At 55.8% G+C, this 25,756-nt stretch carries 25 protein-coding genes; 16 read left to right on the forward strand and 9 right to left on the reverse strand.

All coding sequences use genetic code 11. From position 1 onward, the window contains the following. Positions 1 to 138: 138 nt before the first annotated feature. From VI234_RS03300 to VI234_RS03350, 11 genes are all read left to right on the forward strand, one after another. A complete protein-coding gene (locus VI234_RS03300) occupies positions 139 to 279 on the forward strand; it encodes a hypothetical protein (RefSeq protein WP_336329228.1) in 141 nt (46 codons plus the stop codon). Continuing rightward, a complete protein-coding gene (locus VI234_RS03305) occupies positions 279 to 644 on the forward strand; it encodes a hypothetical protein (RefSeq protein ID WP_336329229.1) in 366 nt (121 codons plus the stop codon). The genes VI234_RS03300 and VI234_RS03305 overlap by 1 nt, the downstream gene beginning before the upstream one ends. Beyond that, the gene (locus VI234_RS03310) at positions 641 to 2,479 is read left to right on the forward strand and encodes a hypothetical protein (protein ID WP_336329230.1); all 1,839 of its coding nucleotides are present in this window, start codon (positions 641 to 643) and stop codon (positions 2,477 to 2,479) included. Before VI234_RS03305 ends, VI234_RS03310 begins: the two co-directional genes overlap by 4 nt. Positions 2,480 to 2,718: 239 nt before the next feature. Continuing rightward, positions 2,719 to 3,900 (forward strand): TIGR02391 family protein, encoded by a 1,182-nt coding sequence (locus VI234_RS03315; RefSeq protein ID WP_336329231.1) that lies wholly within the window; start codon positions 2,719 to 2,721, stop codon positions 3,898 to 3,900. Between the two features lie 126 nt (positions 3,901 to 4,026). Continuing rightward, positions 4,027 to 4,398 carry a hypothetical protein gene (locus VI234_RS03320; RefSeq protein ID WP_336329232.1) on the forward strand — a complete coding sequence of 124 codons (372 nt, stop codon included), beginning with the start codon at positions 4,027 to 4,029 and terminating at the stop codon, positions 4,396 to 4,398. Continuing rightward, complete coding sequence (locus VI234_RS03325; protein WP_336329233.1) at positions 4,395 to 4,793, forward strand: hypothetical protein; 399 nt, start codon at positions 4,395 to 4,397, stop codon at positions 4,791 to 4,793. The genes VI234_RS03320 and VI234_RS03325 overlap by 4 nt, the downstream gene beginning before the upstream one ends. A gap of 39 nt (positions 4,794 to 4,832) precedes the next feature. Beyond that, positions 4,833 to 6,698 (forward strand): hypothetical protein, encoded by a 1,866-nt coding sequence (locus VI234_RS03330; protein WP_336329234.1) that lies wholly within the window; start codon positions 4,833 to 4,835, stop codon positions 6,696 to 6,698. Beyond that, the gene (locus tag VI234_RS03335; protein ID WP_336329235.1) at positions 6,698 to 6,859 is read left to right on the forward strand and encodes a hypothetical protein; all 162 of its coding nucleotides are present in this window, start codon (positions 6,698 to 6,700) and stop codon (positions 6,857 to 6,859) included. Before VI234_RS03330 ends, VI234_RS03335 begins: the two co-directional genes overlap by 1 nt. A gap of 22 nt (positions 6,860 to 6,881) precedes the next feature. Then, on the forward strand, positions 6,882 to 7,436 hold the full coding sequence (locus VI234_RS03340; RefSeq protein ID WP_336329236.1) for a hypothetical protein: 555 nt from the start codon (positions 6,882 to 6,884) through the stop codon (positions 7,434 to 7,436). Beyond that, positions 7,433 to 8,266, forward strand: coding sequence for a hypothetical protein (locus tag VI234_RS03345; protein WP_336329237.1), 834 nt, complete (start codon positions 7,433 to 7,435; stop codon positions 8,264 to 8,266). Before VI234_RS03340 ends, VI234_RS03345 begins: the two co-directional genes overlap by 4 nt. After that, a complete protein-coding gene (locus VI234_RS03350; RefSeq protein ID WP_336329238.1) occupies positions 8,259 to 9,248 on the forward strand; it encodes a hypothetical protein in 990 nt (329 codons plus the stop codon). The genes VI234_RS03345 and VI234_RS03350 overlap by 8 nt, the downstream gene beginning before the upstream one ends. Before the next feature lie 234 nt (positions 9,249 to 9,482). Here VI234_RS03350 and VI234_RS03355 read toward each other — a convergent pair whose 3' ends face one another. The 4 genes from VI234_RS03355 to VI234_RS03370 all read right to left on the reverse strand — a co-directional run bounded on the left by VI234_RS03355 (position 9,483) and on the right by VI234_RS03370 (position 13,389). Beyond that, positions 9,483 to 10,496 (reverse strand): hypothetical protein, encoded by a 1,014-nt coding sequence (locus tag VI234_RS03355; RefSeq protein ID WP_336329239.1) that lies wholly within the window; start codon positions 10,494 to 10,496, stop codon positions 9,483 to 9,485. Positions 10,497 to 10,639: 143 nt separating this feature from the next. After that, complete coding sequence (locus VI234_RS03360; protein ID WP_336329240.1) at positions 10,640 to 11,569, reverse strand: hypothetical protein; 930 nt, start codon at positions 11,567 to 11,569, stop codon at positions 10,640 to 10,642. Beyond that, positions 11,562 to 12,662 carry a hypothetical protein gene (locus VI234_RS03365; protein WP_336329241.1) on the reverse strand — a complete coding sequence of 367 codons (1,101 nt, stop codon included), beginning with the start codon at positions 12,660 to 12,662 and terminating at the stop codon, positions 11,562 to 11,564. The genes VI234_RS03360 and VI234_RS03365 overlap by 8 nt, the downstream gene beginning before the upstream one ends. Positions 12,663 to 13,065: 403 nt before the next feature. Beyond that, complete coding sequence (locus VI234_RS03370; protein WP_442905016.1) at positions 13,066 to 13,389, reverse strand: ArsR family transcriptional regulator; 324 nt, start codon at positions 13,387 to 13,389, stop codon at positions 13,066 to 13,068. A 633-nt stretch (positions 13,390 to 14,022) separates the two neighbouring features. Between VI234_RS03370 and VI234_RS03375 the strand changes: the two genes are divergently transcribed. Together VI234_RS03375 and VI234_RS03380 are read left to right on the forward strand one after the other, a co-directional pair. Continuing rightward, complete coding sequence (locus VI234_RS03375; RefSeq protein WP_336329243.1) at positions 14,023 to 15,051, forward strand: tyrosine-type recombinase/integrase; 1,029 nt, start codon at positions 14,023 to 14,025, stop codon at positions 15,049 to 15,051. A 601-nt stretch (positions 15,052 to 15,652) separates the two neighbouring features. Then, positions 15,653 to 19,426 carry a DUF7289 family protein gene (locus VI234_RS03380; protein ID WP_336329244.1) on the forward strand — a complete coding sequence of 1,258 codons (3,774 nt, stop codon included), beginning with the start codon at positions 15,653 to 15,655 and terminating at the stop codon, positions 19,424 to 19,426. Positions 19,427 to 19,576: 150 nt separating this feature from the next. Here the strand turns inward: VI234_RS03380 and rpl12p are convergent, their stop codons facing one another. The 5 genes from rpl12p to VI234_RS03405 all read right to left on the reverse strand — a co-directional run bounded on the left by rpl12p (position 19,577) and on the right by VI234_RS03405 (position 22,694). Then, complete coding sequence (gene rpl12p, locus VI234_RS03385; RefSeq protein ID WP_336329245.1) at positions 19,577 to 19,924, reverse strand: 50S ribosomal protein P1; 348 nt, start codon at positions 19,922 to 19,924, stop codon at positions 19,577 to 19,579. 17 nt (positions 19,925 to 19,941) lie between these two features. After that, positions 19,942 to 20,988, reverse strand: coding sequence for a 50S ribosomal protein L10 (locus VI234_RS03390; RefSeq protein ID WP_336329246.1), 1,047 nt, complete (start codon positions 20,986 to 20,988; stop codon positions 19,942 to 19,944). Position 20,989: 1 nt separating this feature from the next. Further along, a complete protein-coding gene (locus VI234_RS03395; protein WP_008313127.1) occupies positions 20,990 to 21,628 on the reverse strand; it encodes a 50S ribosomal protein L1 in 639 nt (212 codons plus the stop codon). A 237-nt stretch (positions 21,629 to 21,865) separates the two neighbouring features. Further along, positions 21,866 to 22,354, reverse strand: a complete 489-nt coding sequence (locus VI234_RS03400; protein WP_004957037.1) for a 50S ribosomal protein L11 — start codon at positions 22,352 to 22,354, stop codon at positions 21,866 to 21,868. Positions 22,355 to 22,493: 139 nt separating this feature from the next. After that, positions 22,494 to 22,694, reverse strand: a complete 201-nt coding sequence (locus VI234_RS03405) for a VNG_1110C family protein (protein WP_008313128.1) — start codon at positions 22,692 to 22,694, stop codon at positions 22,494 to 22,496. 159 nt (positions 22,695 to 22,853) lie between these two features. Between VI234_RS03405 and VI234_RS03410 the strand changes: the two genes are divergently transcribed. The 3 genes from VI234_RS03410 (at position 22,854) to VI234_RS03420 (ending at position 25,335) form a co-directional block, all read left to right on the forward strand. Then, on the forward strand, positions 22,854 to 23,963 hold the full coding sequence (locus tag VI234_RS03410; protein WP_008313129.1) for an OBG GTPase family GTP-binding protein: 1,110 nt from the start codon (positions 22,854 to 22,856) through the stop codon (positions 23,961 to 23,963). Positions 23,964 to 24,069: 106 nt separating this feature from the next. Next, the gene (locus tag VI234_RS03415) at positions 24,070 to 24,510 is read left to right on the forward strand and encodes a TIGR04206 family protein (protein WP_336329247.1); all 441 of its coding nucleotides are present in this window, start codon (positions 24,070 to 24,072) and stop codon (positions 24,508 to 24,510) included. A gap of 72 nt (positions 24,511 to 24,582) precedes the next feature. Continuing rightward, positions 24,583 to 25,335 (forward strand): VOC family protein, encoded by a 753-nt coding sequence (locus tag VI234_RS03420; protein WP_049943102.1) that lies wholly within the window; start codon positions 24,583 to 24,585, stop codon positions 25,333 to 25,335. Positions 25,336 to 25,756: the final 421 nt, after the last annotated feature.

A 25,756-nucleotide genomic window follows, 5' to 3' on the forward strand; every position in this document is an offset into this window, starting at 1 on the left:
CCCTGTTTTCGGCACAATCGGGTTTCAAGAACCCTCCCCGGAGAAAGCTAGTTCATCGGGAATCCGGATGCACCCCTCGCAGTCACGCGATTATTCCGAGGGAGTACAGTTGTCTAACATTTCTCGAAGGTGGTCGGCGTGTCGCCTAAACGCGACCTCGCCCAGCCTGCCGACTGGCCGTTCGCTCGTGATGAGTTCGTCCCTGCCTCCCGCCTCCTGGAGGCGACCGACGAGGATGTTCGTCAAGCTATCGAGCGCGTCGAGGACGGTGGTCGGTGATGACGGACTGGTCGAACTACGTCCAGTACCGCTGTCCACTCTGTCAGGGCAACTGCATCAACAGGGCCGACCATCCAGCAGCGGAGGCCAATCGGTGTAAGCAGTGCTACAGTGTTCCCTCGGCAGACACCCCAAGCGAGGGCGCGGGAGAGCTGGCACGCCCGGAAGCGCAACGGAGTGAGCATCCCGGACCGGAGGGCGAGCGCCAATCGCACTCCGCACCAGCTCGACCAACTGGAAGCGCCCCCACGCGGGGCGACCCGGAAGCCCGAGCGTTCCCCCCGAACCCGGAGGGTGAGGGGAATCCCAACAGCGACACACTGGGCAGCCGACGAACGGACGCCCGTTCTGATGGTCCCAAATGAGTGTCGTCGAACCGCCGGGACACCTGGGCGGTCTCGACCTCGCCGATAGATGTAACACTCCCGTCTTAGCAGACCTTCTCGAAGAGCGCGACCTTCTCGGTCACGGTCAGCTGCTCGATGGAACTCTCACAGAACGCGACGAAGACCGCGTACGCGTCGCGAAGTTTATTGCGGCGCACCCGGAGGGGACACCGCTGTCACACGTTGTTTCGTACGCCGTCAAAGGTGTCTCACCCGAAACGTGCGAGCGCGTCGAAGGATCCGACCCCGACTACCAGTTTGCATACCGCTTCGTCGACGATCTTGTAGCCCCTGAAAACCCCTACGTGCGGAAATCCGAGTCTGCAGGGGTTCTGATGGTGACCCCGACCCTCCGCCTTCTTGACTTGATTACAGAAGGCATTACTCAAACAGCCAACGAAGAGGGCATCAAGTACGACAGAGAGTTTCTTCGGAACTACCTCGCTAAGGTCGATTCTGTAGACGATGACCTCCGGGAGCTGCTGAAGGACGGTTTTACATCCTACCTCAACCGCATCAAAGACTACAAGCTCCTGTTCGATGTCCACTTCGTCGACCGGCGTGGTAGCGAGTCCACCAAGCGGATGACGAAGGATTACAAGACTCGCTTCAACGACCAGGGCCGTGTTTCCAAACAGTTCGCGCGGTTCAACGATGCACTCGAATACGGCTACGAGAACGCCGACAACGCTGTACTGGTCACATTGACGACCGACCCGAAGCGACAAGACTCGCTGCTCGACGGAATCGACTCTATCAACGAGAACTTCAATCGGCTTCTGTCGTACTTCGATTCCGACCCTTCGACGAAAGACAATACTCGACGTTCCGCTGTGCCAGGCTGGCGGCATGATCTCGATAGCGAGGTGACCGGGCGGCCGCGTGACCGACCGGACTACATCAAGGCCTTGGAGTTCACTGAGAAGGGTTATCCGCACTTGCACGTCCTATTCTTCGATGTACCGACGCGTAACGAGGACGGTATGCCGTGGCTCTGTGACAAACCAGAAGTAGCTGCGAAGTGGGCCGACTACGGCCAGGGCGAAATCGTCGACGTGTACCCGCTGACCTACCGCGACGACCTCGACGAGCTGGAGCCGGAGTTCCAGAGTGACGAGGGCTTCGTGGACTGGTATCGCTTCGGTGACCATGGTCACGGCGAAGATTGGGTACGCGAGCGTACTCGATCGCACGAGCTGATAGAGTTCGGCGACGACGGCCATGAGAAGGAATCAACTGCTGGCGCGTATCTTGGGAAGTACCTGAGCGCGACTTTCGGCTCGCTGCTTGATGCGACGGAGTCATTCGAGCAGGGTGACGAAGATCGAGAGACCTACGCGGACAAAGCGGCTACCTGGAAGCTCGCGCTGTATTGGGCAACAAACCGCCGGTTCTGGTCATGCTCGCGATCAATTACCAAAGGGATTGATCCTAATGATCATCTGCAGGACCCAGGTTTGCGTGAGACTGTACGCTGGTGTTCGCTTGATTCCATACAGGCTGCAAGTGAACGTGCGATTCACGATAGTTTGGCGTCCCGAGACTGGGACGATATAGATAATTTTACTGCTGCTGTCGAGCGGGCAATTTCTGATGTAGAACAACCACAAATCCGTTCGATATTACCTGAAGAGGTAGCCTACCGGTGCGTTGTGGACTACATTGGCGCGTATGCACATTGGGATCTTCCAAGCAGCAATTTGATTGGGAGGTCTAAGCACCTCGAAGTTACTGAAGACTGTATTGTTGAAGCCGATAATTTCTCACATATCAGCAATAAAACCGACCCACCGATAGTTGACGTATGGTCGTAATTTTATAGAATAATGTCACTTGTTTGCTAGAGAAGTGATGTTAACGTAGGAGAATATACAATAGTTATGGATGAACTCAAGTTTGCTTATCGTCCCTATTCGACGAACGCTATCCCGACTGTCGACACAGCCTTGAGCAAGCCTTTGCCCGGAATACTAAATTTACAATACTAATTCAGAATACGTTACATGGTAACTAACCGTGATTTTATGCTGAACAAGACAGTAACTACAGAGAGATGGTTGACGTAAGTTCACTTGTTGTCTCAGATCCAATCGCACACAAGGCGTCTAATTCGGCGATTGAGAAGTCAGGAGAAGGAGACATTGTGTATTGCGATTGGGAAAACTATCTTACTCACACCTTTGAGCAAACAGTTCAGGTTTTTGATTATAACCTCTGGGTTCACGCATCTGAAACAACACGTGGGTCTGGAAGTTACGAAATATCAGAAAATAAAGATATATTTGAGCCGTTCTTTAATTCGTTCGCTGATGATATCAGATATGCGCTAAAATCCGGAGATGTTGTTGTAGTTCTTAATGGCACTGAATTCCCACTTCAAAATAAATCGTTCTCTGGAAAAAATACCGAAATAAGTAGCCATCAATGGCTAAGAGACTTGAGCGTATTCGACGATTGGCATTATGTGAATGACTGTTCTCCGAATGTATTATCTGATAGTGATCCAGTATCAGCCTATTTTAATTCTGTAGCAAATCACTTTTCGTTCACATTAAATAGGAACGTAGTTGAGAATTTTGAGATACTTGCCACAAGCCCCTCAGCTTCTCTACCAGCCGGAGTCGCAATCAACGACGTGCTTGATCATCACGGAAATAAGATCCAAACTAAAGGTACCTTAGTTATTCTTCCTACACCCACAGCCGTACCTAAACCATACGAACTTATGAGAACTCTCGTTAACCTTGGCTGGAGTTTTCATGAAAATTCCAGAAGTAAATCGGCCACCGATGCTCCTGAGGATAAGACTTCATTGAGTATCCCAATGAATCAATTAGACGACCAACTTATTGAAGTAAGCTGGACCAAATATGCCCGGGGAGAATATCGAGATGCGGCTGCTCGTGCTTGTCAACATCTTGAACACCGAGTTCGGAATTCTGTCCATTCTGAATATCAAAACAAGGATGGGTCAGATCTAATGAAGCATTCATTCAGTCCTCAGGGTGGTCCGCTTTCAATGGGTGAACGGCCTGGTGAAAGAGAGGGTGTAATGCACTTATTCGCTGGTGCTATTCAGGGAATCTGGAACCCTCTCCATCACAGACCAACCTCTGATACTGAAAATAAATATTTAGATGAATTTGGACAGCAAGAAGCTCATGACGTGATTTCATATGTGAACTTTTTGTTAAGTCTGTTGCCAGAAGAACAGAACTCAGCCTCGGAGGAGTAATATATTGTACAGGTCTAAATAGCCAGTATATCGTTCTAAAGAATATAGCTGCTGACACTTTGTTATCTTTTACTTTCACCGAGGCGAGCGACCCCTTCTAGTTCCAACCCGCGGATTATCTCCTGTATGGCAACTCAGGAAACGCCATCCTTCGACGATCTCGAACCGGTTGACAACAGCACCTCTGACGACTACGATTCGGAGTGGATTGACCTCGAACCCGGCGAATCGGTCGTCGGTGAGATTCGGGAACTCACGCCCAACTGCGGCAAGTACGACACGACCGTCATCGAGTTGGCCCGCGGTATCGGCGACGTGGTCGCCATGTGGTCGAACAGCCAGATCGACAACGCGCTCGACGACAACGACCTCGGCGAGGGCGACGTAGTCGGCATCAAGCACACCGAACAGACGAGTACGTTCACGAACGAGAACGGCGAGGAACAGGAGTACGACATCTGGAAGGTCCGGGAACTCCCGGCTGGAGGGCCTGAATGAGCTACCAGAATCGCGCGAGCGACATGGTGACCGACTACATGAATATCCGTAGTCTGCCCGCCATGCTGTCGGTGGCGTTCGTCGCGGCCAGCCTCTACCAGTTCGGCGGGGTCACGACGGTCGAACTCCCGTGGCTGTCGTACACGCTGACGACACAGCACTCGCTGCTGATCTCGCTCGGGGCCTTCGCTGCAGCGTTTGCCAGCTCCGAGACAAAGCAGTTCGAGTACTACGAGGACTGGGAGAAGATCGCCATTGCACTGGGTCCCGCTGTCATCCTCGGCAACGAGTACCTGCCAGCGGTGAACGACTTCCTCACTTCCCTGGGTGACCCGCTCGGGATGCAGCTGGCGTTCGTCGCCACGGTCGTCTCCTGGGGAGTCGCTGTTCAGTAAACCGATGATACGACACTATTCTTTCGGAGGTGAACTACGATGAGTCACGCACGCTCGATCTTGCTGGCTGGCCTGCTCGTCCTGTCGACCGTCGTTACCGGTGTCGGCCCTGCACTGGCACAGACGACGGAGACGGATACGCCTCAGTCGGGCACTACTACGCTGGAGTTTAACGGCGGAGAGAACGTCTTAGTCGTGGATACGACGGACATGAGCGGAACTGTCACCGTCACGTTCTCTACCCAAGGTACTCCGGGGTCTGGTTCCCAGCCGCTCGTCAAAGAGGAGGTTGACACCACGACAACCGACGGCGTGGCGCTGGCTAATCTCGGCGCGTACGAGACTGTGACCGCGACCGTCGAAGGTGAGGGAACGCCCACGACCTCGACCCACGGCGGACGGCTCGGCACGCCTGACAGCTACACTATGCTGGGCGGGACCGGCGGAGATGCAGACCTACAGTGTGGTGTCAAGGAGAAAATCGCTCAGGCGCTTGATGCTGGTTTCACACAACTGGACTGTACGGCACAGCCTGGAACCACGACCGTCAACACGACAGGGACGGATGCCCTGCAAGTAGAGACGGACCTATATCAGGCCGCACAGAACGATAAAGCGGCATTTGGGAATACTGAATCAGTCGTCAATAACCGGCTACAGGACGCTCAAACGCAGGCGCTCATTGTCGGTCAAAACGCCTACATCAAGTCACTGAACAACGGGAGTAGCCAGTCCGCCGCCACAACTGAGGCAAAGACCGCCCAAGATGACTACTACGCTGTCGCAGAGCGCAACGTAATCGCGGAGTGGAATCGGCAGGTGGCAGACTGGAAATACCGCTACGATACCGCACAGTCCGAATCTGGACTACAGGCTGGCGGTGTCGTGCCTGGGCAAGAGTCGCAGGACTCCCCCGGGTCCGCTAACGTTGCTCCAAACGTTGCCAGTACGTCGAGTTTCTACCCAGACAACGGTGATACCATCACGCTACAGGGAACCACGACGAAGCAGTATACGCTTGTCAATGGTAGCACTGTTCAGGTGACTGGTCTACAGTTCTTGATTGATGACGGTGGCGATGGTTCTGGCGCGTCTGTTACGCTCTACCCGGATGAAGGCACTAAATCAGGCACTGACTCCGGTGGCAATTTCGGCGCGACCATTGATGGACTGGCTACCTACGATGAGCAAAACGGCGTCGTAACCACTGCTAAAGTTGGGAAGTACAGTACGATGCTGTCCACTGTCCAAACCCAACACAGCGACGCTAACTCACAAATACAGACTGTGGTCGACAACACGTACACGGAGTACCAGTCTGGAGAAATCAACAATAGCGACCTCGTGGACCCGTACGTGCTGGCGTCCCAGCAGTCGCCGGGCGATGACTTCCAGGGCTGGGCCGCCGCACAGTTGACCCTGATGGGGACGAACAGCCCCGACAACTTCGACCAGATCGGGAGCTTCAACGTCACGACAGGGAGCGGCCAGCAGTACGAGGGCGTTCTGTTCTCGCAGGAAAACCCTGCCGGCGGGAAATTCGAGAACGGAACGACCTACGATACGGCGAACATCGGCGGCACGCAGTACGTCGTCACCAGTAACCGCATCGTCGAACTGGACGGGACGTTTACCATTGACAGAATCACCACTACAAGCGGTGAGACCACCAAGAACGTCACCATCCAGAAAACCACCTACGAGACGACGAACGTCACCGAACTCAAACAGCAGTACGAGGACTTGGCGAAACGTCGAGCAGAGATTGAGGCGCGTGAGCAGAACCTCCGTGGCTCGGCTGGCGGTGGCCTTCTCAATGGCTCATCCTCGTCTCTTGTGCTGGCACTGGTCGGCGTTGGCGCACTCTACGCGGTGAGCCAGCGCCGGTCGGGAGGTAACAACTGATGGTTTACTGGCTGGCTCTCAAGCTCGTCCCTCGGGACGTGTGGCTCGTTTTGGTTGCACTCGTCGCGCTGCAGCTCTCGGGGACCGTCGACGTGATCGGGCCAGCCATCGATCTGGTGTCGTCCTGGCTCCCAGACCCCTCGCTCGACTGGTTCTGGTGACCAACTCGCGGACTTTTCGAGCATGAACCCACGTACGCCCATACTCCTCATACTGATCGTCAGCTGTATCGCTCTCGCTGCACCAGCGGCAGCGCAGGAAAGCACGAACGAAACGGTGACCTCGACGAACGTTTCCGCACCTGATGGCGCACCCAGTGATGTCGAACTCGTCGTCGATGAGAACGTTGCCGTGACTGACTATCACTACGCGGACGGCCAGCTGGTCATCGACTTCTGGTCGGACGAGTACAAAGTTGTCAGTGTCGCCCCGCAGGTTGACGACGGCTCAGAAGCCGGCAGTGTCTCATTCCGTGCGGCTGTCGTCGACGCGGATACGACGACGACCGTTCGAGTGCCATCCAGCGGTGGCGTGACACTTTGGACTGAGCAATCCATCGAACAGCAGCGGTTCCACTACCTCCGAAAGCCCAACTCGTTCATCATCACCGGCCCGTGGAGTGGTGAGGACGTTCGCAACGCCGCCCTCGGAAGTGCGCTCGGTGTCGTAATCGCGGTCCTGTACGAAGCCGTCTCTGCGAAGATTGGTTCAGCTCAACGAGGTGAGCGACTGGCATGACCGACGACGAGAGCAATCCTGATCTCGACCGCGACGAGATGGCGCACAACGCTGACCCCGGCCCGGATCACAGCCGGACCTATCGACTGTTCCGATGGCTCACTGAGAACCTGCTGTTGATCGCGTCTGGTGTTGGGATCGTCCTGTTCGTCATCGCGTCGATACTCGGTTACGAATTCCCCCGAAGCCTGCGTCTGATCGGACTCTGCGCGCTTGTGACGATTCCCCTGGTCGGACGACCGACGGGCAAGAAGGTCCGGTCGCTACTGTGGGACCCGAATTACGTCTGGCTCGTCGACATTGACGCACGCCACACGAAAGGCGGTATCTTCCGGACACCTGGGCAACGGTTCCGCGAGTGGTCCGTCGAAGATGGTCAACTCGACTGGGTGAGTCCCAATCTTGCCTTCGGCAAGAACGTCGATCTCGAAGCGCAGACCGTCGACGGCTGTTGGCGCGGCACACTCTCCGACCGCGAACTAATGCGAACGCTCCAAGCCGTCGAAGAGTGTCGCGGCCAGCTCGAAGCCGATGCCAAGCGCGGCTTCGCTATCGAAGCCCAGGCGTTCACGATCATCCGAAACGCCACTCGAAAGGCGGTTCTCCGTATCGTCTCGACGTTCGAGCGCGGGACACTACCGGATGAAGGTGATGCACTGACAGACGAGATAGATTCGGCCATCGAACAGTTCGGACTCGACCGGAAGATTCGACACACCGAGGATGACGAGTCTCCGGAGTCTGATGTTCCGGGCGTCCGTGTCGATCTCGACCAGGACCTCGCCGACCTCGCTGGTGCTGGCGACGGAGGTGTTTCAGCTGATGACTGACTCTGATGAGAGACTACTGACGGCGGCCAAACTCAACGAGGTCGTTGCTGGTAACATCGAGGGCGGTGAGTCACTGCACGAGCATACCGGCGTCGTGGCTGATGACGCTGACCGGGCGACCCTGTCGTTCGTCTCGTCGCTCTTCGACCGGGGTGCTGAGGTGAGCGGGTCCCGGTCGTTCGGACAGACTGCACTCTCCGACGTTCTCCAATCCAAGTACCACACCGAAGCGGCTACCCGCGCCATCGAGAACGGCAACGGGTCGCTCGCTTCCTACCTCGTCGGCATCACTGAACAGGAACTCGACGCGTCGTCGCTGACGGTGACCGCTCGCTTGATGGATCGGCTCGACGCCGACGGGACACTGACGACAGTTCTCGCTGCGGGCCGACCCAACACTGGCAAGACGAACACGATGTTCCTGCTCGCCTCGGATATGGCTCGTGCAGTATGGGATGATGTGCTGGTCATCTCGAACTCCAAGACCTGGGAAGGTGCTGATCGCTACGTCTCCTCAATGCACGAGCTGATGACGCTCCTCGTCGAGAACCGCGACGTTCCGAAAACGTTCGTTCTTGACGAAGCCAGCCGATACATGGATGCTCGTGTATACAGCCGCGAAGTGAGTACCCAGTACGCTCCTGCGCTGAAAGCTATGAGTAAACTCGGCGTCGAGGTCGTCGGTGCGGTCGGACACACCGGAAAGGACGTCGTCCCAGAGTGCAAGCGACTGACCAACTTGGCATTCTGGAAATCTGCGCCGGATGTCGTTGAGTTCTACACTAACTGGGACGGTGACGCAGACCGGCCCGACTCTCCGCTTTTCGATGCCGATCTGACCGATCTCGAACCGACACTTCACAGCTACGACCCGGACGACGTTGCCTCTTGGAAGTGGAATCTTGACCCTGACGTGTGGCACGGCTTCGACGACTGGGACCACTTCGGCGACCGTCTGGAAGAACTCGGCCCAACCACGTAGCCGAAGATCTCCACAACCCCGTCGCCAACCCACCCGCCGACCCACCGCTTTCAGGGGTCTGGCCACCGTGTATCTACTGATTACACTAACGCTACAAGCGAACGGCGACGCGAAGCGCCCCCCTCACATGGGGGGCCGAGCGAGCCTGTGAGCGCACGCCCCCGAGCGGAGCGACGGGGGCAATCCCAATGCGAAAGCCCGGTCGAAGACCCGGAACGTAGGTGCAGTTTCTGCTTAGAGAGTGGCCATGTCGACAAATTCCAACTCTTCTTCTGGATACTGGTACGTCGATAGGTCTTCTTCTTCACAGTGGTCGCTCAGATTTGCTGGGATGACCTCGTCCCCTCTTGGTCCCTCATACACGACAGTAACATCGTATCCATCTACCTCGATTACGACCGCAAGATTGGGATCATCGTGTGAGGATTTGATGACGTAATCACCTGTTGTGTACGGATTCTCGGCGAATTTCAGGTTTTCGTGCTTGTAGGTGTAGAGGCTGATATCCTGATCATCGCAGTACGATGAAAGCAGAGCTGGCGAAATATCTCTCCAGTCCCCAGGTCCCTCATCAAGTGAACTCGGGAATGCTACTCTGACTGCTTCGCCATCAAGTTCCTGCCCGTAGAGTTCTACCTGCGTTTCTGGAGGGAGAACCTCGATTACAACACCCACTGACGCATCTTCGTCGTCACGCTTCTGTACGCGATCTCCCGGCTGGAATGGATTCTCGGGAGTTTGGTTCATATTAGCAGTGTTCGGCCCGAGGTCCTGAAGATCGTTCATCGGACGAGTTGCCAAGTGTTCGAGCTTCTCAGGTGAGTTCCCAGAGAACTGTTCCTCTGTCTCGACTTTCGATTCAAGCGTTTCGACGTGCTCCCACCCGAGTAGAATCAAACTATCCTCGTTGTCACGATGCCAGGCCATTACAATAATATCGTCTTCCGAATCCTTCTCGACGAGCGTCTCTGGCAGGAATGACGAAACGTCCCGAGAGGTCTTCACGTCTATATTGTAGCCGAAAACCTCGAAATCATGGCCCGAGTAGCTTTCCGGGTTACACCGACGAATGGCATCCTCGTTTTCCCATTCCCACATCTCGGTTGGAAGATATTCTCGACAGAACTGCTCAAATGCGATTTCCCCAAGATTACCGATTCGCTTTACATCTACATCGTCTGCGCCCTGCTTCACTGCCTGATGATGGGCGCGATCTCTATCTATTTCGTCGGGAGTGAACTGATACACACCTCAATCAGTAGACCCAACCGGTATGAACATTCCCCTGGATTCACTCTATGAGTCAGGGATGGCAAGAGCTTGGATATAGACTTACATTATCCCAAAGTACCTATTCACATAATGACTGAATATCGAATTTATGGAGTGAATTATAATATTTCATTGTCAGTCTTCTCTTCAACAAAATCCTGGAAACTCTTCTTTCTAAAAATAATATTTCCATCTACAGCCTGCTGGTCCAGACTCAAGTCTGTCGTAACATCTACAGATATATTCTCCGGGAAGATATTTTGCTCTGGTTGTCCTGGATTAATGTTCCTCTCTCTAAATGGGTCATCAACCTGTATGTAATCTTGAATATTGTCTGCGGTAGCTAATGAGCGTATGATTTCTGCCGCTTCAGCTGGAGAGGTACTAATATCACGTCTGGCTTGGAATCTTCTACGAGAAGCATTAATAACTTGATTCCTGTCGTCTTCATTACTCGCATCGAGTAATTCTCTAGTCCGATCAAATACTTCTAATGCATCGTCAGGAATAGCATTTGAAAAGCATCGTTGTACTCCTACTTGCATTGATATATCTACGTTGTCCACTTTCATATCATCATATATATCTTTCATGAGACCCGGTTTTTTAATCGCAGAGTGAACCCAATATGAATCTTCTTTTTCCTTCCTCTTTGGATCTTCTGGAGCCTTCAGATGAACAATCTCCTTCAGAGTCTCAGGGTCTACATCTCCATTCAAGGTCAAAATATATTCATCTTGGCTGGGGAGTTCAGATGGATTGAAGGTGATGTATCCATCTTTAACATCATACGCTGCCCTAACCGGAGTGTATTCCGGCAAAGCAAACATTTCTTTCACTCGGTAACCTTCTGACATTGGAATTTTGATATCACCAAATAGTCGTTTCCGGCTATCTGGGACTTCTATCAAGAAGGTCATTTCACTTGTAGATTCTCTATAATTATAACGAATGGACTTGGTTTGTGGCCGAAAATCATCAATATAATCATAGGCTCCCTTTACCACATCTACTAAATTCGCAGTCATATTTCCACTCATATCACTCATTGGAGAACACCTCGTCAGGGTTCACCTGATAATTCTCCCAATTTGTATGAATCTCAGTTTCATAAACTCCTCCTTGGTCTCTTTTATCATCTATCTCAATCTCAATTCTTGTTTCGTCGTATTCATTATCTAGATTGTCTTTTAAGTGAACGACAACCTCTATCTCTCGAGCTTTGGCTTCCGTCTTGACTTTTGTCGTAGGTTTTGATAACGAAACACCTTCAGTGGGATGTCTATCCACTACGTTTAGTATTGATGACAGAAGTGCAGTCTCGATAAATCTATAGATTACAGCGGCAATATCGGAATCAGTTGTAGATTTTTGTTCTGCTTCTTTCAGAGCTTCTGCAATCTCTTCAATTTCATCTGTTTCGTATTCATCGCCGAGCCCACCACTTCGGAGAACATCCCTCATTTCATCAACAATACCTTCAATTTCTTCTTGTGGAACCTCTATATTTGAATTCTCTTTCCATTCTTCGGGCGCCTCGCCCAACTTTTCTACATCCTGTTTATGAACTTCAGTTTCTAACATACTTTCCAACAGATCATGTAAGAAACTTGCTCCCTGTGACACGAATTCTCCTTCAGCTTCTGCCTCTACTGCCACTTGTGCCATCCCGAACCCAACATATTCCATATCAATTTCTATCGGCTCGGGATCGGCTTCATCAGTCAACGTGATTTTATTTGGTGCACTCTGTACACGGATTTGTGGACGAATAATTCTGGTCCGCTTGAATAATGTTTTTTCAGCATCCCCGTTTCTCCAGAATTCTATTTTAATTTCCTTCCCTTCAACACTATCGTCATATATATTCGAATCCTTGAATATTATATTCAAATATCCAGGTGTTATAAGATTTCTAGCTTCAATTTCCAGCCTTCCTTCAATAGAACTCTCCTCTCGTTCATCTTCAATATTATAGATGTTCAATATTTCTAACTCTTGAGGATAATCTATAACTATTTTGTCAACATTTCCTGTCCACAAAACATGCATTGGCAATTCCTCAGTCGCTAATCCCCAAGGAGCTAAGAAAGAATCTTCAATTCTAATCTCTGAATCATCTATATGTTCTGAGGAAATCATTACGATTCATTCATCATGCTAGGGTAAAATGCTTTATAAAAAAATCGGCTACCTACAAAATAATATTTTGTATATAGCTATGCAAATTATCACAGTTCATTCCATAAGACGGGGATGCCTTGGATACGGATATAGTTCAACGTCGATTTCGCCCTCTAAATACTGCTCTCCTTCAGTTGTTAGTTCCACAAAGTCCTGATCTTCAGTCAAAAATGCCACGAGATCGGCGTCAGCCAACACCCGACATCGATCCTGTACCTGCGCTTCCGTCGCGTGAATATTATCACGGATAGCCATTTGTTTGGCAGTTGATAGCGAGTTATCCCGGAGGTGTTCCAATATCCGGTCGTCGATACTCTGTTGCCAGCGGGCAGTCTTACGTATCGTCATTGTGGAGGGCTACTTACACGTCGTTCGTCTCTGATTCAGTCGTCGGCGATGGCTCTGAGATACTGTTTTCTCCGTCGATGTAGACGCCTTCTTCGGCGTCGTATTCTTCATCGAGGTACGCTTCTCCTTCCTCAGTAATCACATAGGCTCCATTCCCGACGTGGGTCAGGAGGCCATTCTCGGCCAGTTTCTTCATCCGCCGACCGATCTGTGTCCGGGACACACGGATCAAGCCACTATCGTGTAGCTCTTTGGGCGTACCAGTCCCCTCGTGTTCCCGCATCCATTCGAGGATACGGTCGTCCCACACACTCTGCCACGAACCCGATAGGCGCATTTGAATAACGTATACTACCCTTCCTACCTAATTCAGTTCTTTTCTACAATTACTTACCAATTGAGCATATATAGCTGTTCGATACATTTATGCACTCTCCGGGTAACGGTGTAGCTACGGGCCGCCCGTAGATGGCTCTCGGCCATCGAAAACCGGGCCGTGCTAGGACACGGCCCAGAAGGTGGCTCCGCCCGGCAAACCAATGTCGTACGGAACCGATACGGGGAGTACTCCCCGCACGGAAGTAGTTGAATCGCCTGCTCAAAAGTCCGCTGTTCGTCCGCGTACGGAGTACCGTGTTCGGTGTCCTGACTGTAACTTCTCCAAGCGGTACGACTCATACGCCGACGCGACTTCCCACCAGCGTCGCCACTCTTGCCCACACTGCGACCGAATGCTCGGTCTGTCCGAAGTGTCACGTCGGACTCCGAATGATTCCCTAGACGCTGCCGAAGCGGTTGCTACTGCACAACAGGTTCGGCATGCACTCATCCAGGACGGCCCTGCACCTTCGGTTTCGAGAATTCTCGAAGAGATGGGGCGCGACTCAGGCGGCTACCCTCTCGGTGACGAACCGAAGGACCTCTCCGCCCACCAAGCAGCTCGCCAGCTACTTGATCAGGGGGTGGAAGTGTGAGCGACGATCTCGAACCGATAGCTCCGGCGACCGCGGTGAACCTTTACCTCGACCACCGGGAACCGGAGCTATCTGAAAAATCTCTCACGAACCAGCGGTACCGGCTCAACTCGTTCATTGAATGGACCCAGTCGAAGGGAATCGAGAACATAAACGAGCTGACTGGACGCGATCTCCATGAATTCCGAGTCTGGCGTCGGCAGGGCAAAGGAAGCGAATACGGTGAGGTATCGAAGGTTACCCTTCGGGGCATCCTCGCTACGCTGCGGAAGTTCCTCGAATTCTGTGCTAGTATCGACGCGGTCGAACAGGGAATGCGCGAACGGGTGTTACTCCCTGAGGTCGACCCCGAAGAAGCCTCGAAGGACGAGAAACTCGATACCGAACACGCCGAAGCCATCCTCGATCACCTGAATCGCTACCAGTACGCCTCCCGTGAACATGTCATATTCGGAATCCTCTGGCACACTGGCATCCGACTCGGTAGCCTCCGGTCGCTCGACCTGGACGACTTCGACGCTGATGGGCAGTACCTCCAACTGCGCCACCGTCCGGAAACAGGAACTCCACTGAAGAACGGACGCGCTGCCGAGCGGTCGATAGCTGTCGGTGACTTCTACGCCGAAGTGATTCAGGAGTTCATCGAGAACCACCGAGATTCGGTCACCGACGAATACGGTCGGGAACCGCTCATCACCAGCGACCGGGGCCGTCTGAGTGAGACACCTATCCGGAGTACTGTCTATCAGTGGACTCGGCCCTGTATGGTCGGCGAGTGTCCACACGGAGAGAACCCGGAGAGCTGTGAGTACATGACTCGGGACACTGCCAGCGGTTGCCCCTCGTCCCGATCTCCGCATGGTATCCGCCGCGGTTCGATCACGAAGCACCTCCGAGACGGGACACCGGAAGAGGTCGTTTCGGATCGGATGAACGTCTCGAATGACGTTCTCGACCAGCACTACGACCAGCGCAGCGAGCGCGAGAAGATGGAGGTCCGACGGGAGTTCATCGACGACGCATGATTCAGCACCAGTACACCCCAGCGGATGAATCTAGGATACGCGCATCCTCGAATAGGCTAACAACCCGGCGAGTCCATCCTTATTTTACGGTCGTGGATGAGAGATCGACAACACAGGTAGGCTGATTTGGGATGTAGCCCGGCGGATTCTATAATAAACCACACAATCGAGGGCACAATACTGTCTAACCAAGATATTAGGAGAAAACCAGCTAGAGACATTACTAAACCAACCGTTACCCGTTGCTGCCGGATTCAATTAAAAGGTCAAGTTGGGCTCAATTCGCATTACGTAAGTACCGTCCAGTCCACCGTATACGAATAATAAGGAAACTTAGTCAACTAAATCTTGTTTAGTGTTGTCACATATCACAAGCGTTCCAAAATATGGCATAGCAATCTTGGTTAATATATGACATTTCCGGAGGGTGTTATAATGTCAGTGGATCTAGAATTCGGCACACGGTGCCGGTAGTGTATACCGCTGGTAGGTCCCGTTAGAGGGAATACCTGCTGTTTAACCTCAGTAGGTCACCGATGGAACCGTTATTAGTATGGGTGAAACAGTAAACTTATGTGCAATAGTTGGTATGTAAATAAGTATGTTCGAGTGGGGCAGCCGGGGGGCTGGAGACCGGGGTGTATCGCACGTTCTGGGTGTGGTGTTGTTGGCTAGTGCAGTCATCATTGGTGCCGTACTGATCGTTCAAGTGGGGCAACAGACGATCGGAGATGTCAACGACGACGCGAACGTCGAACTCGCTGAGGAGGTACTGCTGTCGGTTGATCAGAGCTTCCAGCGGCCAGACACCAACGAATCAGTCGAGATACCAGATCGGGTTCGCTCCGATGTCGCCGTTTCTGACAACGCGACATACAACCTGACGTTGAACGGTCGCCCGGCCTGTTCGACGGGGAACCGTTCGTTACAGACCATTCGGTATCAAGAAAACGGCCAACAGGTCGGCTACCAGGGCGGGGGTGTATGGCGGATGACCGAGTCGGGCGCGACGATGTCGTCGCCCCCAGCAGTGAACTACGATAACGGGGCGCTGTCGGTCTCGTTCGCGAATATCTCCGGACAGCAGATCAAGGGGAGCTCGGTTGCGATTCAGTCGAACGCGACGGCCAGACGGTCTCACGAAGCGGCACTGCAGATGGCCCTGTTCACCGACGCGTCCTACGAGGATGCGCGAACCGCCTCAATTTCGTCACCCAGTTATGAGTGTACTCCGTCGCAGGTCGCCAACGCGACATTGACTATCGAAAACAGTAGCTATGCCCGCGCCTGGGCAGATTGGGCACGGAGCACCTACGATGATCAGTACGTTGAGGTGACCCCGGCGTCTGTCAAGCCGGGAGAGAGCGTTCACATACGCTTTGCACTCGGCGACGTGACGAACCCGAAGTTCAAAGTCGAGGGTGTCACGGTCAAGCCGGACCCGTCAGACCCTGGGAAAGCAGTCGTGACAGCGACGGTCCGGAACACCGGAGGCTTAGAAGATACACAGGATATCACGCTGAAGCACAACCAGTCGGGGTCACCAAGCGAGGTGGAGGAGACAGTGACCCTCATCGGCGGGGAATCGACCACTGTGAGTCGGTCGGTGAGCGTCTCGTCGGCGACGCCACACAACTTCACTGTGGAGTCAAAGCAGGACGAAGACTACAAAGTCATCAAGTATACGTCCGTCCACGGAACGCCGTCACTAGATGTCACCAGCAATTCGATTCCGGCAACAGCGCGGCTAAATCAGGTCCCATCGGCTGAGGTCACAGTCACGAATACTGGGCAAATGACGGCAGATCAGGAGGTCGTCTTCCGCGTCAACGGGTCGAAAAGCGCGATGCGAAGCGTGCTGGTCGGCCCTGGACAGAGCCGAACAATCGACTTCGGGCCATCGATGCCGACGTCGGAGAACGGCACGTACGACCTGGAAGTCGAGACAGAGGATGATACATACTCACAACACAGTGATGACGGACACTACTTCATCGTCGGTGATGCAGGGGTGTTCGAGATAGCGTCTGTTTCGCCGCCGGGTGGGCTGCAAAGTGGGGATACGGCGACCGTTGACACAACGGTCGAAAACACTGGTGACATTCGGAAATCCACCGATGTCGAGGTCCGTATCGAGAACCCGTCTGGCAGCGTTGTTGCGTCGAAGACCACGGCGCTCACCCTCAACGGTACTCGCCGAGGCACTGAGTCAGGGACCGCTTCAGTGACCAGTAGCCCGCTAACAGTCGGGTCACCACAGCAGTACACCTATGTCGTCGAGACACCGGACGACACCGAGTCAGGCTCCTTCGTCGTCGGTTCATCGCCGCCGCCGCTGTACGAGATCACCGCTGTAGACGTACAGAACCCCGTCGCACCGAACAACCAGACGAACGTCGAGTTCGCCGTCGCGAACACCGGCGGAACCGAAGGAAAGCAAACACTGCGCGTCGAGTACAACGGAACGACCCACATTGCGGAGGACGAACCGCTCGACCCCGGGGAGAGCGTCACGCTCAATCGGACCGTCACGGCGCCCACCGAACCCGGGGATTACTCGGTAACCTTCTCGACGGCGAACCGGTCGCGACAGTCGACGCTGACCGTCGAGCCGGACTCGCTGCTCGAAGGGAACGGCTCGACGATCACGATACAGCAGTCGGTCAATGCTTCGGTTGCGCTGAAGGGTGCGGACCTAGAAGGCTTCTCAAATCGCTGGAACTACATCTACCATGCACCCGTGCAGATGTCACTATATGTCGACAACGGGTCCGACCCACAGTCGATCGGACTCTGGCGGGGGTACGAGAACGGCGACATCAATGGTCCGCACGCGGAGCAGCGCCTCATCTCTGACGAACACGAGAACCCGTACTACTACTCCGATTCGTTCGAACCCGGAACGGAGATCTCAGTCTTTGCAAAGTCCTACGGCTGTGACAGGTATTCCTACACCTCTCCTTCGATTGAGCTGGCTGGTTATGACACGAAGTACTGTAGTGACTGGGATACATACGACACGACCACTGTCAGCCAGACACAGAACCAGCAGAACCTCGTCATCCTGAACGACGGCGACGAGCTTCCAGCGTTCGAGCAGGCACAGTGGTACCAGCGAGACATTCAGGATACGCTCGGAAGCCGCGTGAACGACACGGGGTATCTCCAACTGGGCGACGGGGAACGCGCACTCCTCTATGAACTCTCACAGGAGGACGCAGACCCAGCTAACGCGGCAAATGACGGCGACCCGGACTATAACGATGCCGTTGTCCTGTTCACAGTCAACGCAATCGAAAAAGACGTACAGACGGGTCCGGAGTACAACCTCATCGACACCGACGCCCCAAGCAGGGTTGATGAGACAACCGACGCAACGCTGACGGCTGAGGTAATGAACGTCGGCGGAAAGAGCGGTGAAGCTACCCTAGAGAGCAGCTTTGATGGCAACAGTGCCGGGACGAACTCGACGACAATTGAACCCGGTGAGACCGAAACCGTCACGTTCACCCTTCCGACTAGTTCAAAGGCAACTGGGGAAAGCTATCCGTACACGGTATCTATCCCCGGTACGCAACAGAAGGCGAGCGGGAACGTGCGTGTCGGTGATACGGAAGGACAGTTCATGCAGATTGATTCAGTCCGTGCCGAGAGTGTGATTGACAGTGACGACACGGCAACGGCGACTGTCAACGTCACTAACGTTGGTGAGCAGGACGGTACAGATACCGTCGTCCTCCGTGCGAAAAACAACGACGATGCAAGTCCGTCATTTACCGACATCGACTCGAAAACCATGTCAACGGACCTCAACCCAGGTGAAACCCGACAGTTTACGCTTGATATGCCGACCAGTCGCGGCAACTACACCTACTACGTCGAAACGTCGAACTCCACGTCCCCGGAACTGTCGTTCTTCGTGGGGGAGTCGAACGTTGTCGTCAACGACACGCAGTCGGTGAACATCGGCGCGGAGACCTACAACACCTCAGAACTAATCGAGCGTCGCGGCGGCGCACAGCGGATGACCGTGGAGGTCCGCAATAACGGGACCGTGGGTGACGAACGGGAAGTGAACCTCACAATTAAAAACAAAAGCGACGGGTCGACCGTCTTCGCCGGCTCCGAGATGGTCACTGCTGGGACCGGCGACCTGACCAATACCGATCCGTTCCCGGCTTGGGCGGGCTACGACGTCGATCTCGACCCCGGCTACTACACCTATGAGGTGACCGTGTACGACGAAACGGCGAGCGGCACCGTGGCCGACACCGCGACAGGCGAGATATATCTCAAGAACGTCGACGAAACGGGGGCGACCGGGAACGACTCACCGGTTACGGTCGACTCAGACACGGTGACACTCGGTAGCTAAACAGCCGCAACGATACTCTTCTGCAGCCGCTTGTTCGTCGAAGGATCTTGGAAGGCAGGCAATACGACGGCACCCAGGATTCGAGCGGCAGCGATGGCTCTCACCGGTCGAGCGCACGCAAAGAAAAAAACTGAGCTGTGTTGAACCGAGTTAGCCGAAGAGTTCGCCGAGGCCCTCACCGCTTGCCTCGTCGTCCTCGTCGTCATCGTCGTCGCCGCCGTCGTCGGCAGCCTCTTCGTCGGCTTCTTCCTCGGCCTCGTCGGCCTCGTCAGCGCCACCCTCAGCGGGTGCGGCCGCGCCGCCGCTTGCCGGCACCGGTGCCGCAGCGGCCTGGTCGACGGCCTCCTCGATGTCGACGTCCTCGAGGGCGGCGACGAGGGCCTTGACGCGGGACTCCTCGACGTCGACGCCCGCGGCTTCGAGCACGTCAGTGAGGTTGTCTTCGTTGATCTCTTCGTCAGCTTCGTTCAGGATGAGTGCAGCGTATACGTATTCCATTGTTGTAGTGTGTGTTGTTAGAACATCGCTCCGAGCGCGTCGCCGGCGTCTTCGTCGTCGTCGTCATCGTCGTCGGCCTCCTCGGCCGCGTCGTCGGCGTCCGCGTCGTCCTCGGATGCGGTGTCCTCGTCTTGGTCGTCAGTCGGTTCCTCTGTCGCCACGTCGGCCTCGACGCCCTGGAGTTCCTCCGGGAGTGCCTCTTCATCGTCAATTTGCGAGGCGAGCGCACGGACCTGTGCGTCAGCCTTGCTCACGAGGTCAGGCACGACCTCGGGGTCCTCGATGGCCGCCTGGAGCGCGAGGCTCTTGGCGTTGCCACGAGCGGACTGGAGCATTGTCGGGGCCGTCGTCGCGGTCGGGTAGTCGGCGTTGACCGAGAGGTTGAACGCTCGGCCGGCAGCCGCCTGGATGTCGCTCCGGTACTCGTCGATATCGAGTTCCAGCTCCTCGGGTTCGAACAGTACACCGTCGGCGAAGACGGCGCGGAGGTCGAGACCGACCTCCTTCGGTTCGATACCGAGTTCGTTCAGGACGTTCGCGAGTTCCTGGGAGACTTCCTCGCCGGTGTCAAGCACGACCGAGTCAGAAAGGACCTGAATGGAGCCTTCCTGGATGCGTGCGTCGGCACCCACGCTCTGGAGTTCGCCGACGAACGGACCGGGGTCGACGCCCGTGTCGCCTTCCGGAATCACGATGTCGTTCGGGGCCACCTCGCCGGCACCGATGGGTGCGGGCGTCTTGGAGGCCTCGAGTTCCTGAAACAGCGAGAACGGGTTGTCGTCGGTCCCGATGAGCCCGACCTGCCCGGTGATGTAGCTGTTGAGGTCTTCGAGTCCGTCGTCGACTTCGTCGAGTGCACGCTCGAGCAGCGTGTTCCGGGAGACGCGAAGTTCGGCGGTCCCGTGCAAGTCACGTCGCATATCCTGCAGCTGTCGGGACGGAATCCCGGCGATGTTGACGACGCCGACGCTCTCGTAGGACTCGATCATGTCCACGATGGCGTCGACCTCTTCCTGCTTCCACTCGGGGATGGTCTCTGTCTTGCGTTCGGATTCGGCGCTCATATCAGGCCACCTCCATCGCAGGCCCCATCGTCGTCTTCACGTAGACGCTGTCGATGTTGAGCGGGCCCTTCTCGAGGTCCGCGTGCAGACGGCGGAGGATAACGTCGATGTTGTCCGAGATGTCTTCGGCGGACATGTCCTCCGCGCCGACCCGCGTGTGGAACGTTCGCCGTTCCCCGCTGCGGAGCTGCACGGTGTTTTTCATGCGTTCGATGACCTCGACGACGTCGTCGTCGGGGTCGAGCGGTTCCGGCATCTTCCCACGCGGACCGAGGACGGTCCCGAGGTAGCGACCGATGTCCTGCATCAGATCCTTCTCCGCAATGAAGAAGTCAGTGTCATCGGCGAGGTCCTTGGCGGCGTCGTCATCGCCACCGAGCTCCTCGAGTTCGTCCTCGTCGAGTACGTCGTCTGCGACTTCCTCGGCACGAAGGGCGGTTTCGCCCTCGGCGAAGACCACAATTGTGGTCTCCTGGCCGGTGCCAGCAGGAAGCACGACGGACTCGTCGACGCGGTTCGACGGGTCGTTAAGATCTAAGTCGCGCAGGTTCACAGCGAGGTCGACCGTTTCGCGGAAATTCCGCTCAGGTGCGTCCTCGAGTGCGCGCGAGACTGCGTTCTCTATTTCCTGATCTGCCATTGTTCACCTCCGTAGTACGCCAATCGGCTTCTACGGGTCAGTGAAACAGGCGGATGCCTGTCTCGTGCGGGTAGACGCCAATGCGACACTTAAACCCGTCGAACCAGCCCAAGGACCGCTGACGGGCGTGTTTCCGGTTCTCAGGGACCAGTCGCTGGTGACGGTCCCACTGACTGTGCAGTAGCTCACAGCGTCGAAAGCAAGGGAAAACACACGCCAGTCGCACAGCGGTCCGACTTACGCCTGTGCTTCGGCCGCGAACACGTCGTCGTACTCGCCCGCGTCGATGCGTTCCTTGAACTCGCGTGGGTTTTCGCCTTCGATAGTGACACCGAGGGAGGTACACGTCCCGACGACCTCCTTCGCGGCGTTCGTGAGGTCGTAGGAGAGCAGGTCGGGATGCTTCTGCTCGGCGATCTGTTTGACCTGGTCGACGGAGAGGTCAGCGACGAAGTCCTCTTGCGGTTCGCCGCTGCCGGTCTCGAAACCGGCCTCGTCCTTGATGAGTTCGGCCGTCGGCGGGACACCGACTTCGATTTCGAAGGAGCCGTCGTCGTCGTACTCGACGGTGACGGGGACTTCGGTGCCGTCGAACGCTGCCGTCTGGTCGTTGATTTCCTGTACGACTGCCTGCACGTCCACCGGTGTCGGGCCGAGTTCCGGACCGAGTGGCGGGCCAGGGTTGGCCTCCCCACCGGGAACGAGGACTTCGATAGTTCCAGCCATACATAGTGGAATCCTCGCGGCGGTTTAAAGGATTGCGTTTCACGGATCGCTGCGTGAGGTCTCCACACGCACGAACACTCACCGTTAGGAACCCACAGGCAGGACGGCCAACGCGGCAAAGAATTGAATCCCAGTCAGTTCAGGCGAACGTCACGCCGTTGCGTGCGAGGAAATCGCTCGCGTCTTTGATCTCGACTGGGGAGCCGATTATCCGAACCTGTTCACCTTCCTGATGAACGCTCACAGTGAACCGCTGTTCCAACTCCTCGCGAATCCCGTCGAGCGCACCGACTGGCAGCAGTATCTGCGTGCTGTCGCGGAACCGACTCGCCGCTCCCATTATCGACACATGACGGAGGATACCCTATAGGTGTGTCGAATTACATGAGGGTCGTTTGACCATTCTGAACGGCAGGGCGGGTCCGATGACGCGTGCTGCCGGGGTGGCATCGGCGAGGGAGGAAAGCCTTATTCGGTGTGAGGGGCCGACATACACCTAATGGGGCTCGAAGAGGAGATTCAGGAACTCGAAGATGAAATCGCCAGCACTCCCTACAACAAGTCTACAGAGGCCCATATCGGTCGGCTGAAGTCCAAGCTCGCGGAGAAAAAGGAGAAGCTCGAACAGCAGGCCTCTTCGGGCGGCGGCGGTGGCTACGGCGTCGAGAAACACGGCGACGCGACCGTCGCGCTCGTCGGGTTCCCCAGCGTCGGGAAGTCGACGCTGCTAAACGCCCTCACCAACGCTGAGTCCGAGACCGGGGCCTACGAGTTCACGACGCTCGACGTGTATCCGGGGATGCTCAAGTACAAGGGGGCGAACATACAGATTCTCGACGTTCCCGGGCTCATCGAGGGTGCGGCCGGCGGCCGCGGTGGCGGCAAGGAAGTGCTGTCCGTCGTCCGGACCGCGGATCTCATCGTCTTCCTCATCTCCGTCTTCGAGATCGACCAGTACGACCGACTCAGCGAAGAACTGTACAAGAACAAGATCCGACTCGACCAGGACCCGCCGTGGGTCAACGTCCGGAAGAAGGGCAAGGACGGGATTTCGGTCAACACGGCCACCGGCGTCGAACTCGACGACGAGACGGTCAAAGCCGTCCTGCGCGAGCACGGCTACGTCAACGCCGACGTGACCATCGGCGAGCAGATCGACATCGACCAGCTCATCGACGGCGTGATGGACAACCGCGTCTATCTGCCCTCCCTCGTTGCTGTCAACAAGGCCGACCTCATCGAGCCCGACTACCTCCCCAAAGTCGAAGACGAGCTCCGGGAGCGGGACATCGACCCCGACGAGGCAATCTTCATCAGCGCCGAGGAAGAGAAGGGACTGGATAGCCTCACCGAACGCATCTGGGACGAACTCGGCCTCATCCGGATCTACATGGACAAGCCGGGCCGCGGTGTCGACCGCGAGGAGCCGCTGATACTCCGTGAAGGCGACACCGTCGACGACGCCTGCGAGAAACTCGGCGGGAGCTTCGACGAGCGCTTCCGATTCGCTCGTGTGACCGGTCCAAGCGCCAAGCACGACGAACAGCAGGTCGGGCGCGACCACGAACTCGCTGACGAAGATATCCTGCGGATCGTCGCCAACCGGTAAAATCTGTCAGCGCTCGCGTGCGCGCGTGTGAGCGAATATCCCTTCAGACAATATCCATCCCTTCTGAAGTAGATGCGTTCATGCGTCTAGAGTCCTGCCACCACGTATGGACCACGGTCCCCGACGCCGTCTTGTTGCTGTCGTCGTTGCTGGCCTCGTCCCCTGGACAGTGGTGCAAATCGGGGCGGAACTGACGCTCGTCTTCTCCTTTGGCCTGTTCAACACGAACCCGCCGGAACTGCTCTCGGTCTACAGCTACTTCGTTCGGTTCACCGGGGCGCTCCCGCAGTTTATCGAGTCGTGGGGCTCGGGCGTCCTGCTGTATCTCGTTGCCCTGGCCAGCGCCGTTGCCGGTGTCGTCTGGCGTGAGGACGTTCGGGTCACCGCCCTCGCTCTCGCCGGTGCGGGTCTGACGCAGTTCCCCGTGTTTCTGGGTTTCAACAGACGGCTCGACTACGTCGCTGTCCCGGTCGGCTCTCTCGTCATGCTCGCCGTGGTCTGGTGGTACTACCTGCCGGCCATCCGGGCCGACACAGCGACGGAGTGAGCCGCGGTATCGAATCCGGACGGAACCACCTGTGGCGGTAGCCTTTTCGCTCGCTCGCACCATGTGCCGCGTATGTGGTCACTCGATCATACGATGATGCGCGTCGAAGACTTGGACGCGTCGCTGGACTGGTACCAGACGTATTTCGATTACGAGGAGAAGGGCCGCTGGGAGGCCGACACCTTCACGAACGTCTTCCTCGGTCCGGAAGACGTCCACGACGAAGGTGCGCTGCTCGAACTGACGTACAATCACGACGGCCGCTCGTACACGATGGGCGACGCGTGGGGACACATCGCCGTCCGCTGTGACGACGTGTACGAGGCCTACGACGAGCTGATGGACGCCGGCGTCGAGGACTACCGCGACCCGGACTCCTGTGGCGGCTCCTACGCCTTCGTCACGGACCCCGACGGTCACGAGATTGAGATCGTCGAACGGGACCACGGCGCGAAGTGGTCGCTGGACCACACGATGATCCGTGTCGAAGACGCCGAACAGGCTATCGGCTGGTACACCCGAAAGCTCGACTACGACCTGTTCCGCCGCGAGGAGTTCGACGACTTCGCCCTGTACTTCCTCAAGCCCGAGAATGCCCCAGAAGAGGCGATGTCGGTCGAACTCACCTACAACTACGACGGCCGGTCGTACGAACTCGGCGATGCCTGGGGGCATCTCGCGGTTCGAACCGATGACCTCCATAGCGCGTGGGAGACGCTGATGGGGCGCCACGCCGAGGATTACCGGGACCCCGAGAGCTGTGACGACCGCTATGCGTTCACCAAAGACCCCGACGGCCGCGAAATCGAAATCGTGACCAACTGACGGCACTGGTCGGTACTAACCGTCTGTTCTAATCTATTCTCGCGCGGTAGCTGTCAGAAGGAGATTCGTCTGCGGAGTCGTTCCTGAGCGAGCAGTGAGGGTCTGTGAAGCCCTATGCGTCTCAGGCCAGCGAAACCACCTCCGATATGTAAATCTGGGGCGTCAGACACCCGAATGACGATCCTGTTCTAGACCTACAAGATTCTTAAACCACATCTAATCGCCACTGACGGCGCCTTCGTGCCCTGACTATTCATGACAGTTGGATTTTCTTACCACAAAACATTTACAACAGACACCTATCGTTTAGACTGTACCCCTACCCATGACGCCAGAAGTGAGTACGCCGGTTCGGTCTATGCGTGGCTTCGGTGGCCGCGTTCCGACCAGGTGGAAAACTGCTGGGGTCGCCCGATAGCAA

The organism is Haloarcula sp. CGMCC 1.2071, assembly GCF_037078445.1.
Lineage (GTDB): Archaea > Halobacteriota > Halobacteria > Halobacteriales > Haloarculaceae > Haloarcula > Haloarcula amylolytica.

What these genes read in the sequence shown, in the direction of transcription:
- rpl12p (WP_336329245.1), bottom strand. Translation starts at nt 19,924, where the DNA reads ATGGAATACGTATACGCTGCACTCATCCTGAACGAAGCTGACGAAGAG.
- VI234_RS03370 (WP_442905016.1), bottom strand. Translation starts at nt 13,389, where the DNA reads ATGCGCCTATCGGGTTCGTGGCAGAGTGTGTGGGACGACCGTATCCTC.
- VI234_RS03330 (WP_336329234.1), top strand. Translation starts at nt 4,833, where the DNA reads ATGAGTCACGCACGCTCGATCTTGCTGGCTGGCCTGCTCGTCCTGTCG.
- VI234_RS03405 (WP_008313128.1), bottom strand. Translation starts at nt 22,694, where the DNA reads ATGGGAGCGGCGAGTCGGTTCCGCGACAGCACGCAGATACTGCTGCCA.
- VI234_RS03360 (WP_336329240.1), bottom strand. Translation starts at nt 11,569, where the DNA reads ATGAGTGATATGAGTGGAAATATGACTGCGAATTTAGTAGATGTGGTA.
- VI234_RS03415 (WP_336329247.1), top strand. Translation starts at nt 24,070, where the DNA reads ATGGACCACGGTCCCCGACGCCGTCTTGTTGCTGTCGTCGTTGCTGGC.
- VI234_RS03380 (WP_336329244.1), top strand. Translation starts at nt 15,653, where the DNA reads ATGTTCGAGTGGGGCAGCCGGGGGGCTGGAGACCGGGGTGTATCGCAC.
- VI234_RS03325 (WP_336329233.1), top strand. Translation starts at nt 4,395, where the DNA reads ATGAGCTACCAGAATCGCGCGAGCGACATGGTGACCGACTACATGAAT.
- VI234_RS03310 (WP_336329230.1), top strand. Translation starts at nt 641, where the DNA reads ATGAGTGTCGTCGAACCGCCGGGACACCTGGGCGGTCTCGACCTCGCC.
- VI234_RS03335 (WP_336329235.1), top strand. Translation starts at nt 6,698, where the DNA reads ATGGTTTACTGGCTGGCTCTCAAGCTCGTCCCTCGGGACGTGTGGCTC.
- VI234_RS03350 (WP_336329238.1), top strand. Translation starts at nt 8,259, where the DNA reads ATGACTGACTCTGATGAGAGACTACTGACGGCGGCCAAACTCAACGAG.
- VI234_RS03315 (WP_336329231.1), top strand. Translation starts at nt 2,719, where the DNA reads ATGGTTGACGTAAGTTCACTTGTTGTCTCAGATCCAATCGCACACAAG.
- VI234_RS03340 (WP_336329236.1), top strand. Translation starts at nt 6,882, where the DNA reads ATGAACCCACGTACGCCCATACTCCTCATACTGATCGTCAGCTGTATC.
- VI234_RS03420 (WP_049943102.1), top strand. Translation starts at nt 24,583, where the DNA reads ATGTGGTCACTCGATCATACGATGATGCGCGTCGAAGACTTGGACGCG.
- VI234_RS03320 (WP_336329232.1), top strand. Translation starts at nt 4,027, where the DNA reads ATGGCAACTCAGGAAACGCCATCCTTCGACGATCTCGAACCGGTTGAC.
- VI234_RS03390 (WP_336329246.1), bottom strand. Translation starts at nt 20,988, where the DNA reads ATGAGCGCCGAATCCGAACGCAAGACAGAGACCATCCCCGAGTGGAAG.
- VI234_RS03410 (WP_008313129.1), top strand. Translation starts at nt 22,854, where the DNA reads ATGGGGCTCGAAGAGGAGATTCAGGAACTCGAAGATGAAATCGCCAGC.
- VI234_RS03400 (WP_004957037.1), bottom strand. Translation starts at nt 22,354, where the DNA reads ATGGCTGGAACTATCGAAGTCCTCGTTCCCGGTGGGGAGGCCAACCCT.
- VI234_RS03305 (WP_336329229.1), top strand. Translation starts at nt 279, where the DNA reads ATGACGGACTGGTCGAACTACGTCCAGTACCGCTGTCCACTCTGTCAG.
- VI234_RS03395 (WP_008313127.1), bottom strand. Translation starts at nt 21,628, where the DNA reads ATGGCAGATCAGGAAATAGAGAACGCAGTCTCGCGCGCACTCGAGGAC.
- VI234_RS03345 (WP_336329237.1), top strand. Translation starts at nt 7,433, where the DNA reads ATGACCGACGACGAGAGCAATCCTGATCTCGACCGCGACGAGATGGCG.
- VI234_RS03365 (WP_336329241.1), bottom strand. Translation starts at nt 12,662, where the DNA reads ATGATTTCCTCAGAACATATAGATGATTCAGAGATTAGAATTGAAGAT.